The sequence below is a fragment of the Actinoplanes hulinensis genome (assembly GCF_019429605.1).
In the GTDB taxonomy this organism is placed as follows: Bacteria; Actinomycetota; Actinomycetes; order Mycobacteriales; family Micromonosporaceae; genus Actinoplanes; species Actinoplanes campanulatus.
Genome location: NZ_JAHXZI010000014.1, coordinates 63,923 through 77,095, shown reverse-complemented (window position 1 = coordinate 77,095; position 13,173 = coordinate 63,923). Strand labels below are relative to the sequence as shown.

The following is a 13,173-nucleotide window of genomic DNA, read 5'->3' as shown; positions in this document are numbered from 1 at the left end:
TCCTGACGACCGCCGATGGGATCAGAGGGTCAGGGTCCAGCTGTTGATGTATCCGGTGTCGATGGTGGCGGCGTCCTGGACCCGCAGGGTCCAGGTGCCGTTGGCCGCCTCGGAGGACACGTTCGCCGTGTAGGTGGTGTCGATGTTGTCGGCGCTGCCACCGCTGCGGTTACGCAGGGTGTAGGCGCTGCCGTCCGGTGCGACCAGGGCCACCACCAGGTCACCGACGTACGTGTGGACGATGTGGATCTCGACGGTGCTGGTCGACGACGCGTTGCGGGCGCAGCCGCTGATCGCGATCGTGGAGGTGACGGTGGTGTTGTCCGGGATCGTCACGTCGGTGGCGTTGGTGCCGGAGCAGGTGCCGCCCGCGCCGTTGACGGTGAGGGTGAAGGACGCGGTCCGGGTCGCCGAGGTGCCGGCGCCGCTCAGGGTGACCGTGTAGGTGCCGGGCGCGGTGGCCGCCGTGGTGGCGATGGTGAGCGTCGAGGTGCCGCCCGCGGTGACCGAGGCCGGGCTGAACGAGGCGGTCGCGCCGGTCGGCAGGCCGCTCGCGCTGAACGTCACGGTCTGCGCGGAGCCGCTGGTGACGGCGGTGCCGACGGTGGCGGTGGCGGACGAGCCGGGGTTGACCGAGGCGGAGGTGGGCGACACGGTCACCGAGAAGTCGTTGCCGGTGGAGCAGGTGGCGTCGCTGCCGGCCACGTTCACGGCGGTCCAGGCGGCCTGTACGGCGCGGTACTCGGTGGAGCAGGAGCCGTACAGGTCGGTGGCGGCCCGCAGGGTGTAGGCGCGGGAGGTGTTCGCCGGGGTGGACGAGTTGACGTAGCGGGTGTTGGAGGTGAAGTAGGCGTCCAGCGCCCGGTACCAGATGGCGGCCGCCTTGTCCCGGCCGATGCCGGTCACCGCGGGCGCCGAGCCGCACACCGGCGAGGTGCCGTAGGAGGTCGCCCCGGTGCCCTCGGCCAGGTTGAAGAAGAAGTGGTTGCCCGGGCCCGACGAGTAGTGCACGTTGACGCTGTTCGTGCTGGTGGACCAGCAGCCGTGCGAGGACCCGTCCAGCGTCGGGTTGTACATGTACCGCAGCGGCGTACCGTTGCCGTTGATGTTGATCTTCTCGCCGACCTGGTAGTCACCGGGGTCGGCGCTGGTGTTGGCGTAGAACTCGACCATCGCGCCGAAGATGTCGCTGGTGGCCTCGTTCAGGCCGCCGGACTCGCCGGAGTAGGTGAGACCGCCGGAGACGACGTTCTCGGTCACGCCGTGCGACATCTCGTGGCCGGCCACGTCCAGGGAGACCAGCGGGCGGGAGTTGCCGGAGCCGTCGCCGTAGGTCATCTGGGAGCCGTCCCAGAACGCGTTGACGTACGCGTTGCCGTAGTGGACGCGGGACGGGACGCCGGTGCCGTTGCCGAAGATGCCGTTGCGGCCGTGCACGTTCTTGAAGTAGTCGAAGGTCTTGGCGGCGCCGAAGTGGGCGTCGACCGCGGCGGACTGCCGGTTCGAGGTGGCCCCGGTGCCCCACGCGTTGTCGGCGTCGGTGAAGGTCGTGCAGGTGCTGGTGCCGTTGTTCATGTCGCAGGTCCGGCCGTTGCCGTGCGACGGGTCGATCATGCTGTAGGTGGAGCCGGAGAGCGTGGTGTCGACGGCGACGCTGCCCGAGTAGATGCTCGCGCCGGTGCCGGCGACCGTCTCGATGTCGTCGAATTCACCGATGTGCGCGCCGGTGACCGCGTCGCTGATGACGTGCAGCTTCGACGGGGTCTGCCCGTCCGGCGCCCAGCCGCTGACCACGGTCTCCCAGGCCAGCACGCCGGTGCCGGTGCTCGCGTCGACGAACAGCTCGGGGGCCTGCGTACCGGTGATCCGGCCCTCGAAGTGGGCCTTGGCCGCCTTCTGCGCCTTGGCCGCGCTGACCTTCGCGGTGGTGCTCAGGCTGAGCGGGCTGTCCAGGCCGACCGAGGTGCCGTCGAAGGCGCCGCCCGGCTTGGAGTGCACGACGAAGTCGCCGCCGTAGACCCTCAGTCCCTGGTACTCGCGGTTGTACCGGACGTGCGCCGCGCCGTCGTCGTCCACGGTGGTGCGGTAGACGGAGTAGGTCTCGCCGGGCGCCGCCTCGATGGCGGCCGGGCGGGCGTCGATGTGGTCCTCGGCCGTACGGACCGCCTGTGCTTCCGAGGGCGGCGTGACGGGGGGCGTGGGCGCCGCTGAGGTGCTCGTGGCGGTGGCCACGAGGACGCTGCCGGCCAGCAGGGTGACGCCGGCCAGCGCAAGGGGTCTCTTCACTTGGTTCCTCCCCGAACCCGATATCCACGTCGAACGACGTGTCGGCCCAGTATGGAGAACATTAAGCGAAGGGCATCTATATCTTCCGAGTCATACCAGCAGCCCTGAACAGCACTTATAAGACTCAATCGATATATTCACCGCCGACGCCCCACAACGGGCGCCGGCGGTGGGCGCTATCGGTCAGCCGTCGAGGCCGTGCACCGGCGGAACGGTCAGCGTCCGCGCCTCCGGCGTGCCGCCGAGGATGATCTGGCGCAGCGCCGTGTTGTTGGTGGTGCTCAGCTCGGCGAGCTTCTTCTCCGGGTTGGCCAGCACCTGGATGTAGTAGGTGCCGTTCGGCAGATCGGTGATCTCGAACGACTGGCCGGGCCGGCTCTGGCTGTACGTGTCACCGTTGCCGATGTCCAGCACCTCACGCACCGCCACCACGGTGTCCGCCCCGCACGAGGTCTCCAGCGAGGTGTTCTCCGGCCGCCACTCGGCGCCCGCGATGGTGTAGTCGACCGCGTCCGTGTTGGCCAGGCAGAACGCCTCCTTGCCGCTGCGCACCGCCAGTTTCTGGTCGGACGAGAGCAGGTTGTACTGGGCGAAGTCGGTGAAGTGCCAGTGCTTGTGCCCCTCCCGCGGGTCCCACTCCATGGTCCCGGCCTCCTTCGACCCGACCTGGTTGCCCTTGGCGTCGAAGAAGTACTGGTAGGCGTCCATCAGATCCGTTCCGGTACGCCGGAAGCCGTCCACCAGCAGCGGAGACGTGCCGGCGTTCCAGACCGTGGCGCCGAAGTTGACGTACCACTTGCCGTCCTCGTCACTGAGGGAGATCCCCCAGGCCGGGAGCGACTTGAGGTCCGGCTTGGGCCCACCGGCCGGCACCGCCTTCAGCGTGGCCGGGCGCTTGGCCGGGGCACGGAACTCCGGCAGGTACGACGACACCTGCCGGCTCGCGTCACCCTCACCGGAGTGCAGGGCGTGCTCGCCCTCGGCCGGCGGCGCGGCGGCCGGTTCCGCCTTCCTGGCCTTGGCCATCGCGGCCTCGCCACCGGCGGACTCGTTGACCACGGTCACGCCGACCGTGGCGGTCGCCGATCCCGCCGGGATGCCGAACATCTCGCGGTAGACCGGGTTCACCGTGGCGGTGGCCGTGTACTTCCCGGGCGCCAGGTCGAACGAGGGCTTGCCCGGCGCGTAGTTCGGCTGGTCCGGCACCTGCGCGTTCCACCCGGCCTGCACGCCCCAGACGGCGCCCAGCGTGAACGGGTTGTAGCCGTTGCAGCCCGTCGGGTACGGGTTGGTCGCCGGCGCGTCCGGCCGGGTCCGCGCCGAGCCCCAGCTGTTGCCGCAGAACGCCGTCTTGTACTCGGCGATCTTCGCCCCGGACTCGTCGGCGAAACTGATCGTGGTGAAGTCCTTGAGACCGTAGAAGTCGGTGACGGTCCCGGCCGGCAGGGCCACCTTCTTCTTCTTGCCGTTCTGCACCACCAGCCGCTCGGCGGTGATCGGCTTGTCGTACCCGGCACGCTTGGCCCAGATCTCGAACGGGTCCTTGCCGGCGATCACGTGCAGGCCGAGGTCGAGCGAGAGATAGATCTCGCCGTCGTAGTCGTACCGTTCGGCGGTCACCGTGTTGCTGGCGGCCACGAAGGAGAGCGGTGGCGGCGTGGCCGCGGCCTGCGCCACCCCCACTCCGGCGGCGGTGAGCGCGAGGGCGCCGGTGACGGCACCGAGGGTCAGCAGGCGGGAACGGCGACGACGGTTCGTCGGATCGGTCATGCTGTCCTTCCGGTCGGGCGGCCGAGGGACGACCGCGGCCGGATCATCCGAATAGGACGGCTATGAAGTTCCTGTGAGGAAGATGCCGGTTGGCACGAACCCGGGAGGAAGCTAACGTGAGCTGGGAGCGCTCCCACAATCCCCTGAAGGAGCTTCCATGGCCCGTTCCCTCCGTGCCCTGTTCGCCGCCGGCCTGCTGGCCGCGACCGGGCTGACCGCCCTCACCCTGGCCACCCCCGCCCAGGCCGACACCCTCATCTGCGATCAGTACGGTTCCACCACGATCGGTGGCCGCTACATCGCGATGAACAACCGCTGGGGCACCAGCGCCGAGCAGTGCATCAACGTCACCGCCTCCGGCTTCACCATCACCAGCCAGCAGGGCACCGGCAACACCAGCGGCGCCCCGGTGTCCTACCCGGCCGTCTACTTCGGCTGCCACTACACGAAGTGCTCCCCCGGCACGAACCTGCCGATCCGGGTCGACGCGATCAGCAGCGCCACGAGCAGCATCAGCTACAACTTCGTCTCCGGCGCCACCTACAACGCCTCCTACGACATCTGGCTCGACCCGGCGCCGAGGACCGACGGGGTCAACGCGCAGGAGATCATGATCTGGTTCAACCGGCAGGGCAGCATCCAGCCGATCGGCTCCCGGATCGGCACGGCCACCGTCGGCGGCCGCACCTGGGAGGTGTGGCAGGGCAGCAACGGCGCCAACGCCGTCGTCTCCTACGTGGCGCCCTCCCCCGTCACCAGCTGGAGCTTCAGCGTCCTGGACTTCATCACCGACGTGAAGAACCGCGGCGCCATCACCGGATCGTGGTATCTGACCAGCGTCCAGGCCGGCTTCGAACCCTGGATCGGCGGCGCCGGCCTCGCGGTCAACAACTTCGCCGCGACGGTCAACGGCGGCGGCACCGTGCCGTCACCGTCCACATCGTCCACACCGTCGAGCCCGCCCACCACCGGCACGCCGGCCTGCCGGGTCACCTACGCCACCAACGTCTGGAACACCGGCTTCACCGCGAACGTCACCCTCGCCAACACCGGAGCCAGTGCCGTCAACGGCTGGGCGCTCAACTTCACGCTGCCGTCCGGCCAGTCCGTCACCGGCTCGTGGAACGCCGCCCTCAGCGGCACGTCCGGCGCGATCACCGCCCGCAACGCCGGCCACAACGGCGGCATCCCGGCCGGCGGCAGCACATCCTTCGGCTTCCAGGGCACCTACGGCGGCACGTTCACCTCACCCACCACGTTCACCCTGAACGGAACCGCCTGCACCCGGGCCTGATCACCTCCGGAGAGGCCGTCACGGCCCGGCGGTCTCTCCGAACCCCTCTCCGGTACGCACGTCGCCGCCCCCGACCGCACATCGCCGCCCCGCCGGCGCCACGCGAGCCAGGCGACCCCTCCCGGCCGTGCCGCGCCCGCCGGGCGTGAGCGCAACCCAACCCTCACCCCAGCCGAGATGTTCCGGCTGGCCGTCAGGGCTGTCTCGACCGCGCCGAGACAGCCCTCACGACCAGCTGGACAAGATCAACCACGACGCACGGCCGCCTGAAACGGACACGCCCCGTGACCGGACGTCGCGCGCCGCTCACGACCTTCCGAAGGAGAACGATGCGCAAGCTCATCGCCGCGTGCGCCGCGGCCCTGGTGGCCGGCGTCGCGGCCGGCAGCGTCCCGTCCAGCCCGGCGGGCGCCACCCACCGCGGCTCATGCACCCGCGACCTGCTCTTCTGCGAGGACTTCGACCGCCTGCCGTCCGGCGGCCCGAACACCCTGAACTGGGGCGTCGACACCCGTGACGGCACCCTCACCGTCGAACGCGCCCGCCACGGCAAGCACCTGCACATCCACACGGTCGACAACGGCCGCGCCTTCCTGCGCGTCGATGACTTCACCGCGCCCGGCACCCGCTTCTTCGGCCGGATGCGGCTGCGGGTGGACGCCTTCCCCACCGCCCCCGACTGGGCACACTTCACCCTGGTGGAGGCCACCGGAACCGGCAGCCCCGAGGTGGTCCGCCCGATCGGCGGCCAGTACGCCCCCACCGTCCCCGGCACGTTCTGGGGCATCGGCGCCGACGGGGGCCCCACCGGCGACTGGACCGAATGGCGCGAATCCGCCCCGGTGACCGAGGACTCCTGGCAGTGCTTCGAATGGTCCCTGGACCGCGCCGGCAACCGGATCACCGTCTGGATCGACGGCGTGGCCAACCCCGAACTGACCGCCTCCACCACCGACCACGGCGGCAGCGACGTCCCGTTCCTCCTGCCCACGGTCGACACCGTGAAGATCGGCTGGCAGCTCTACCAGCCGAACACCACCCCCACCGAGTTCAACCTCTGGATCGACGACATAGCCCTCTCCTCCACCCGGCTGGGCTGCTAGAGATCTTCGGTCCGTCTGTCGCTTCCGGCACTCCTGCCGGTATGCGTGCTCTCCTCGTCCTAGCTGACCTGGGCCGTCCCGGCCGTGCGCGGGATCTTCACGGCCGGCTCCCGGTGCTGACCCCGCTGGTCGATTGCCCCACTGCCATCCGCCGCCCGCGCTGTCCGGCCCGGCGGGCGCTCACGTCGCGCCGTCCGTGTGCCCGGCCTGCCGCTATGACGCGGGCGGGCGACCACGGGAACCGTTACGTGTGCGCTGGCCGGCGCAAACGAGCCGGGGGGGGGGGAACGGACAGAGGACCAACTGACCAGCAGGGTCAGCGCTGTCTCGGAGGGTGAAACCGCTCTGAGAACCAGCCGAACCCGGTGGCCCGTGCGGCGCCGGCCGCCCGGTCAGGCTCAGCCCGGCGGGCGCGGCAAAGGCTGGAGTGGCAGTCGCGGCGAAAGGGCGGAACTGTCCTGAAAGGAACCGGGCGGCGTCACGCGTACCGGGAAAGGGGCGGAAGCGAAACACGGACCTGGACCACGCGGAGCACGGCTAGCGGGCGGCGCGGCGGCGGGCGGGCGCCGGGACGGCCTCGCGGACCCGGGCGAACAGGTCGGCGACGCGCGGGTCGTCGAGGGCGCCCGGCCGGTGGATCGCGTGGAAGGTGACGCGCGGCAGGTCGGTGATCGGGCGGGCGACCAGGCCGGGTGGCGGCTCGACGCAGCCGGCGACGACGGCGAGGCCGACGCCGAGGGACGCGAAGTCGAGGGTCATCGGCAGGCCCTCGGCCTCGACCGCGATCGTCCAGCCGACGCCGGCGTCGGTGAGGGCGCGTTCCAGGTTGATCCGGTGCGGCCGGGCCGGCGGTGGGACGACGAGTTCGGCGCCGGCCAGGTCGCGCAGGCGCAGGGAGCGGCGGGACGCCAGCGGGTGTTCGGCGGGCATGAGCAGCATCTGCGGGTAGCGGGCGATCGGCACGGTGACCAGGTCGGCGGGCAGGACGTGCAGGCTGAACACACCGAGGTGGGCCTGCCCGCTCCGGACGGCCGCCTGCATCTCCTGCCGGTTGGTGTGCAGTGGCCGCAGGCTGCCGGGGCGGTCCGACAGCATGCCGCGGATCACGTCGCCGAGCAGGTAGAGGTATGCCGTGTGACCGGACGCGATGACCAGTGGCCGGGTGACCGGCACGCCGCGCAGGTCGGCGAGGAACAGTTCGAGGCGTTCCTGGTGGTCGCGGGCGAACCGGGCGACCCGCTCGCCGTCGGCGGTGAGCCGTAACCGGTTGCCGGCCCGCAGGTAGAGCGGCCGCCCCAGCTCGCGGGCCAGCGTCGCCAGTTTGGAGTGCAGCGACGGTTGGCTGATGTGCAGCTCCTTGGCCGCGCGGGTCATGTTGAGGTGGTCGGCGAAGACCGCGAAGGCGGCCAGCGCGTCGGACGAGACCCGTGGATTGGCCATAGAACGATTCTATGAGCACTCGGGCAGAACATAGTTCTACTGATGATCGGCATCCACGATCATGAACGCATGACCACATCGGACGCACAGTTGACCGTGATGCCGCTCCACGCCGTGACCGAGGTGTACGGCGAGGCCGGGCTTCGGCGCCGGCTCGACCTGGAACTGGGCCGGCTTCCACCGGAGGGCCGGACCGCCGTCGCGAGCGCCGCCGGCTGGGCGGCCCACCTGCACGCGGGGCAGCGCCGCACCCGGGAGCCGTACGTGAACCATCCGCTGCGGGTCACCCTGCGGATGCTCGTCCACTACCGGGTCACCGATCCGGACGTGCTGGTGGCGGGCCTGCTCCACGACGTCGTGGAGGACCAGCCGTGGGCCGTCACCGGCGCTGAGCGGGCCGGGCCACCACCGGTCGGGGAGGCGCTCGCGGTCATCGCGCGGCGGCACGATCCGCGGGTGGCCGCCCTGGTCGCGGCCGTGACGACGCCGCCGCGACCGGCCGGGGCCGACCGCATCCGCCACTACCTGGACCATCTCACCGCGTCGCTGGCCGGGGACCCGTGGGCGCGGGTGATCAAGTTGTCCGACTTCACCGACAACGGCGTCGGCATCATCCACTCGTCGGGGCCGATCGTGGCGCGGTCCGCCCGCAAGTACGACCCGGCCGTACCGATCCTGCGGGCACACCTCGACCGCCCGGACACCCCGCTGGCCGCCGACGTGAAGGACCACATCCGCGGGCAGCTGGACCTCGGCCGTCGCCGTTTCGCCGCGATCCTGGCGGCTTGCGCCCGTTTCCCAGACTGTGCCGTGTAACCGCGTCGTCCCACGGGGGGCCGAGCGCGCCGCGCAGTGGACGGAGTACAGCATGTGGTCTGGGCCCTTCGAGGACCCGCCGGTGATCAGCCAGGATCTCCGGCTCGCCTGGCGGGTTACCGAGCGGATCGTGGCCGATGCCCGGCTCGCGGGTGAGCCGATCGGCGTGGTGGCGCAGAACCGGGTCGTCACGCTGACCGGCGTGGTCGGCTCGGTTCGGGCGCGGGCCGTCGCGGGTGAGGTCGCCGGCGGCTTCCCGGGGGTCGCCGATGTCTGCAACCGTCTGGAGACGGCCTGCCCCGCCGGCGCCACCACGGATCCGTTCGAGCAGCTGGTGGCCCAGTGGGCGGGTGAGCGGCCGGACCCGGCCCGGCTGATCCGGGCCCGGCTGCGCAGGGAGCGGCTGCTCAAGGCGGCCGTCGTGCTGGCGGCCCTCTCGGTGGTGCTGCTGGTGCTGCTGCCCCGTCTCACCACGGGTTGAGCATCGGTCCACATCGGATACAGACCTCCGGTAACATCCCGAGATGTCTATACGGGGTGAAAGGTGCAGCGGTGACGGAACCGATCGATTCGAGCAGGCCGCATCCGGCCCGCCGGTACAACTACTGGCTGGGCGGGAAGGACAATTTCGCCGCCGACCGGGAGTCCGGTGACCAGATCGCCGCGGTGACGCCGTCGATCCGCACGGCCGCGCTGGAGAACCGGGCCTTCCTCGGCCGGGCGGCCCGGCACATCGCCGAGCAGGGGGTGCGGCAGTTCCTCGACATCGGCACCGGCATCCCGGCGCCGGGTAACACCCACGAGGTCGTCCAGGCCATCGACCCGGCGACCCGGGTGGTCTATGTCGACAACGATCCGCTGGTGCTGGCGCACGCCCGCGCGCTGCTGTCCGGGACGCCCGGCACGATCGCGTACCTGGACGCCGACCTGCGGGATCCGGCCGCCATCCTGGATCACGACGACCTGCGCGCACTGATCGACTTCTCCCGGCCGGTCGGGTTGCTGCTGATCGCGGTGCTGCATTTCGTCCGGGACGACGAGGACGTCGAGGGGGTCGTCACCAAGCTGCTCGACCGGCTCCCGGCCGGCAGCTGGGTCGCGGCCAGTCACGCGACGTACGAGTTCATGCCCGCCGAGGTGGTCGCCGGCCTGGCGAAGGCCAACCGGGACGGCCGGTTCGTCCCGCGTGACGGCGGGCGGCTGCGTGAGCTGTTCGGCGACCGGGTGGAGATCGTCGAGCCGGGTGTCGTCTCGGTGGCCCACTGGCACAACGACGACCCGGCCCGGGCGTCCGCCGCCGACGTCATGTGCAACGCGCTGGTCGCCCGTAAGCACTGAATCACGCGCTCCGGAGGGGCCTGTGGCTGACGCCACAGGCCCCTCCGCGTTCAGACAATTGAATGATCTCTATTTAGGGTAGGCTTACCTCACCCCAGATGATCTAGGAGATCCCCATGACGTTCGATCGCTTCACCGGCCCGGTCTGGTCGCTGTTCCGCATGGTCGTCGGCCTGCTCTTCGCCTGCCACGGCCTGGCCAGCCTGTTCGGCCTGCTCGGCGGCAGCAAGGGCACCGGCGAGGCCGTCCCGCTCGGCACCTGGCCCGGCTGGTATGCGGCAGTCATCCAGCTGGTCTGCGGCGGCCTGGTCCTGATCGGCCTGTTCACCCGCCCGGCGGCGATCGTGGCGTCCGGTTCGATGGCGTACGCCTACTTCGTCGTCCACCAGAAGACCGGCCTGATGCCCATCGAGAACGGCGGCGTCACCTCGGCGCTCTACGCGTGGTCGTTCCTGGCCGTGGCCGCCATCGGCGCCGGTCCCTGGTCGGTGGAGGCGCTGCTGTCCCGGCGGAAGGCAGACGCCACCGCCGAGCCGGTCACCGCCTGAGAACAGCGAGAGCCCCGCCGAAGTGATCGGCGGGGCTCTCGGCGTTCGCTGTCAGCGACCGTACCTGTCGAAGGGGACGGTCCAGTCGCCGAGGCCGTTCCAGATCGCCAGCTCACGAGGACTGTTCTTGACGTCGACGATGTCGCCGATCAGGAAGTTCTCGTACACCCACTTGGCGTCGGCGGTGCTCAGGTTGATGCAGCCGTGCGACAGGTTCGCCCGGCCCAGCGAGCCGTTCCACGGGGCGGCGTGCAGGTACTCGCCGGAGTAGGTGATCCGGGTGCAGTACTCGATGTCCTCGGAGACGTAGTAGTTCGGGTCCTTCGGGTCGCTGACGCCGTAGCTCGCCGAGGTCATCGTGTGCGTCCGCAGCCGGCCGAGCACGACGTGCGGGCCGCCGGTCGTCCAGTAGTTGATGCGCTCGCCGTTGGCCCCGGTGGTGCCGCCGCCCTTGCCGAGGCTGCTCTTCATGCTGCGGACGAGCTTGCCGTTGATGTAGACCTTCGTCATGTGCGTCCGGTTGTCACTGATCGCGATCAGCTGACGACCGATCTCGAAGTTCGTGGAGGCGTTCTTCGCGCCGTACACCGTCTTGCCGAGTTTGACGCCGAAGGCGTTGACCTTGACCTTGATCCGCGTGCCGGCGGCCCAGTACTTCGCGGGCCGCCAGTGCACGGTCTTGTCGTCTTTCCAGTAGAACTTTCCGTCGACGGACGGCGAGGTGGTGATCTCGATGGCCTTCTCGGCCGCGGCCTTGTTGACGGCGCGGCTGAACGCGACGATCACCGGCTGGCCCGCGCCGTAGGTCTGCCCGCTCTTGAGCGACGCCATGGCGTTGGCCTGGAAGGTGATCTTCGCGACGTTCTTCGGGTTCACCGTGGCGAAGCTGGAGGTGTGCTCGCTGGTCACACCCTTGCTGTCGGCGGCCGTCGCGACCACCTTGTAGGTCTTGCCGTAGTCCAGGTCCTCGGTCGACTTCCACGTGCCGTCGGCCTGGAGCGCGCCCTCGACCTTGGCCTTGCCGACCGTGACGGTGACCGACTGGAGCGTGCCCTCCTCGGCGGCCACGGTGATCGGCGTCACCGGCGACACGTCCTTGGTGCCGCTCACGGGCGTCACGTTCAGCTTGACCGGCGCGACCGGGGGCTCGATGTTGGCCACCGGCTCGACCCAGTCGGTGCCGCCTTTGTCACGCGAGGTGCACCCGGCCGCCGTGGCGGCCGCGGCCACGCCCAGTGTGCCGATGATGACCTTACGTCGCTGAATCATGGCTCTCACAATCGAGGGGGTCCCGTCGGCGCCATCCGTGGCCGCACATCCTGATGCCTTACATCTGGATGACGTGGCCGAGGCTCGGAACGTTGCCTGTCGAGTCGATCGAACTATGCAGGTGTGTTTCTGGAGAGGACATCCTGACAGATCTTGAGCCCGCCCGATACACCGCATCGGCCTTCGATCGCTCCGGAACCCCGATTCGGTGAGGAGACCTGCGTCACCCGACCTGCCGCCGGCGCCATGACGAGAGCCCGATCACCGCAAGGAACAGGGCAAACATGACAAAGGACGCAATCATCGTACGGTCGGAAGCACCGCCGCAATCGGACAGTGGATCGTCGTGGGTCAGCGCGCACACCATCACCGACGCGCGCCGCTCGCCGTACTCGTCACGCAGCGCGTCCCGCAGTTCCCGCCACTGGTGACGGCTCTCCACGACGGCGCCGGTCACCGCCTTCGCGAAGTTGGTCCCCACCCGGCCACGCGGCGTGCCCGCCTCGGTCGCCTCACCGGTGGCCGCGTCGATCAGGCCGTTGTCCTTGTTGAGGGCGGCATGGGTGATCCGCCGCTCGCAGACGCCCACCCCGGGGACCGCGTCGTGCAGGACGAAGCAGCCGGTCGCCAGGTCCGGCGGCACGCCGGGCGCCCCGGTGCCACGCAGATCGAGCACCGGACTGGGCGCGGGCAGGTTCAGGCCCGGCGGGTTGTCCGGGCCGATCGGCCGGGCCGGGTCGGCCTCGTCGGCCCAGGAGCTGTGCGCGTAGAAGTCCTGTACGCCGTGCAGCGCCCGCCCGAACTCCTCCAGGGCCGTGCACTTGGCGCGCCGCTCGCCCTGCTCGGCCAGCATGCAGCCGCCGTCCAGGAACACCTCCTCCGGCAGGATCCGGCCGTACTCGTCGAGCAGTCCCGCGGCGTCGCGCACCGCCGCCCGGAAACGGCCGCGCAGATGTTCCACGCAGGCGGTGACGGCCGCGGTGGCCTGGCCCCGGGTGCGCGGATATCCGCCGGCCAGGAAGTCGGCGTCGTCGCAGTGGGCGGCCGGGACGTTCACCTCGGTGAGGTCCGGTGACCCGACCGCGCCGAACCCCCGGCCGTCCCCGGCGAGCCGGCCGAGCGTGCCGGGTTCGAAACAGTCACGACCGGGGCAGGCCAGCGCGGCACGCGTGATGTGCTCGTGCTCGCGATGTTGCCCGCCGCCCTCGATCGTCCCGAAGCCGGCGACCGGCGCCGGGCTCACCAGGGCGGTGGCCGCCAGCAGGCACACGAGCACCACCGCCCCGGCTCTCCGCCTCATCGCCGCAGC

General features: G+C 70.4%; 11 protein-coding genes. 6 read left to right on the top strand and 5 right to left on the bottom strand.

Annotation, left to right across the window (positions count from 1 at the left end; genetic code table 11):
- Positions 1-21: 21 nt before the first annotated feature.
- Both KZ829_RS25540 and KZ829_RS25535 read right to left on the bottom strand, forming a co-directional pair.
- Positions 22-2,286, bottom strand: a complete 2,265-nt coding sequence (locus KZ829_RS25540; protein ID WP_220146456.1) for a M4 family metallopeptidase — start codon at positions 2,284-2,286, stop codon at positions 22-24.
- A gap of 183 nt (positions 2,287-2,469) precedes the next feature.
- Positions 2,470-4,056, bottom strand: coding sequence for a lysyl oxidase family protein (locus tag KZ829_RS25535; RefSeq protein ID WP_220146455.1), 1,587 nt, complete (start codon positions 4,054-4,056; stop codon positions 2,470-2,472).
- Between the two features lie 157 nt (positions 4,057-4,213).
- Here KZ829_RS25535 and KZ829_RS25530 point away from each other — a divergent pair, with 157 nt between their 5' ends.
- Together KZ829_RS25530 and KZ829_RS25525 are read left to right on the top strand one after the other, a co-directional pair.
- On the top strand, positions 4,214-5,350 hold the full coding sequence (locus KZ829_RS25530) for a glycoside hydrolase family 12 protein (RefSeq protein ID WP_220146454.1): 1,137 nt from the start codon (positions 4,214-4,216) through the stop codon (positions 5,348-5,350).
- Between the two features lie 329 nt (positions 5,351-5,679).
- Complete coding sequence (locus KZ829_RS25525; protein ID WP_220146453.1) at positions 5,680-6,453, top strand: hypothetical protein; 774 nt, start codon at positions 5,680-5,682, stop codon at positions 6,451-6,453.
- Between the two features lie 537 nt (positions 6,454-6,990).
- Here KZ829_RS25525 and KZ829_RS25520 read toward each other — a convergent pair.
- On the bottom strand, positions 6,991-7,893 hold the full coding sequence (locus tag KZ829_RS25520; protein WP_220146452.1) for a LysR family transcriptional regulator: 903 nt from the start codon (positions 7,891-7,893) through the stop codon (positions 6,991-6,993).
- 69 nt (positions 7,894-7,962) lie between these two features.
- Between KZ829_RS25520 and KZ829_RS25515 the strand changes: the two genes are divergently transcribed.
- The 4 genes from KZ829_RS25515 to KZ829_RS25500 all read left to right on the top strand — a co-directional run bounded on the left by KZ829_RS25515 (position 7,963) and on the right by KZ829_RS25500 (position 10,595).
- Positions 7,963-8,709: an HD domain-containing protein gene (locus KZ829_RS25515; protein WP_246636258.1), complete on the top strand. Its 747-nt coding sequence runs from the start codon at positions 7,963-7,965 to the stop codon at positions 8,707-8,709.
- A gap of 52 nt (positions 8,710-8,761) precedes the next feature.
- Positions 8,762-9,190, top strand: coding sequence for a BON domain-containing protein (locus tag KZ829_RS25510; RefSeq protein ID WP_220146451.1), 429 nt, complete (start codon positions 8,762-8,764; stop codon positions 9,188-9,190).
- A 71-nt stretch (positions 9,191-9,261) separates the two neighbouring features.
- A complete protein-coding gene (locus KZ829_RS25505) occupies positions 9,262-10,047 on the top strand; it encodes an SAM-dependent methyltransferase (protein WP_308285657.1) in 786 nt (261 codons plus the stop codon).
- A 116-nt stretch (positions 10,048-10,163) separates the two neighbouring features.
- The gene (locus KZ829_RS25500) at positions 10,164-10,595 is read left to right on the top strand and encodes a DoxX family protein (RefSeq protein WP_220146449.1); all 432 of its coding nucleotides are present in this window, start codon (positions 10,164-10,166) and stop codon (positions 10,593-10,595) included.
- Positions 10,596-10,646: 51 nt separating this feature from the next.
- Here KZ829_RS25500 and KZ829_RS25495 read toward each other — a convergent pair whose 3' ends face one another.
- Positions 10,647-11,864: a L,D-transpeptidase gene (locus KZ829_RS25495; protein WP_220146448.1), complete on the bottom strand. Its 1,218-nt coding sequence runs from the start codon at positions 11,862-11,864 to the stop codon at positions 10,647-10,649.
- Positions 11,865-12,087: 223 nt separating this feature from the next.
- Complete coding sequence (locus KZ829_RS25490; protein WP_220146447.1) at positions 12,088-13,164, bottom strand: CinY protein; 1,077 nt, start codon at positions 13,162-13,164, stop codon at positions 12,088-12,090.
- Positions 13,165-13,173: the final 9 nt, after the last annotated feature.

Coding starts and splice junctions, on each gene's coding strand:
- KZ829_RS25510 (WP_220146451.1), top strand. CDS start 8,762: ATGTGGTCTGGGCCCTTCGAGGACCCGCCGGTGATCAGCCAGGATCTC.
- KZ829_RS25500 (WP_220146449.1), top strand. CDS start 10,164: ATGACGTTCGATCGCTTCACCGGCCCGGTCTGGTCGCTGTTCCGCATG.
- KZ829_RS25495 (WP_220146448.1), bottom strand. CDS start 11,864: ATGATTCAGCGACGTAAGGTCATCATCGGCACACTGGGCGTGGCCGCG.
- KZ829_RS25535 (WP_220146455.1), bottom strand. CDS start 4,056: ATGACCGATCCGACGAACCGTCGTCGCCGTTCCCGCCTGCTGACCCTC.
- KZ829_RS25515 (WP_246636258.1), top strand. CDS start 7,963: ATGACCACATCGGACGCACAGTTGACCGTGATGCCGCTCCACGCCGTG.
- KZ829_RS25525 (WP_220146453.1), top strand. CDS start 5,680: ATGCGCAAGCTCATCGCCGCGTGCGCCGCGGCCCTGGTGGCCGGCGTC.
- KZ829_RS25490 (WP_220146447.1), bottom strand. CDS start 13,164: ATGAGGCGGAGAGCCGGGGCGGTGGTGCTCGTGTGCCTGCTGGCGGCC.
- KZ829_RS25520 (WP_220146452.1), bottom strand. CDS start 7,893: ATGGCCAATCCACGGGTCTCGTCCGACGCGCTGGCCGCCTTCGCGGTC.
- KZ829_RS25530 (WP_220146454.1), top strand. CDS start 4,214: ATGGCCCGTTCCCTCCGTGCCCTGTTCGCCGCCGGCCTGCTGGCCGCG.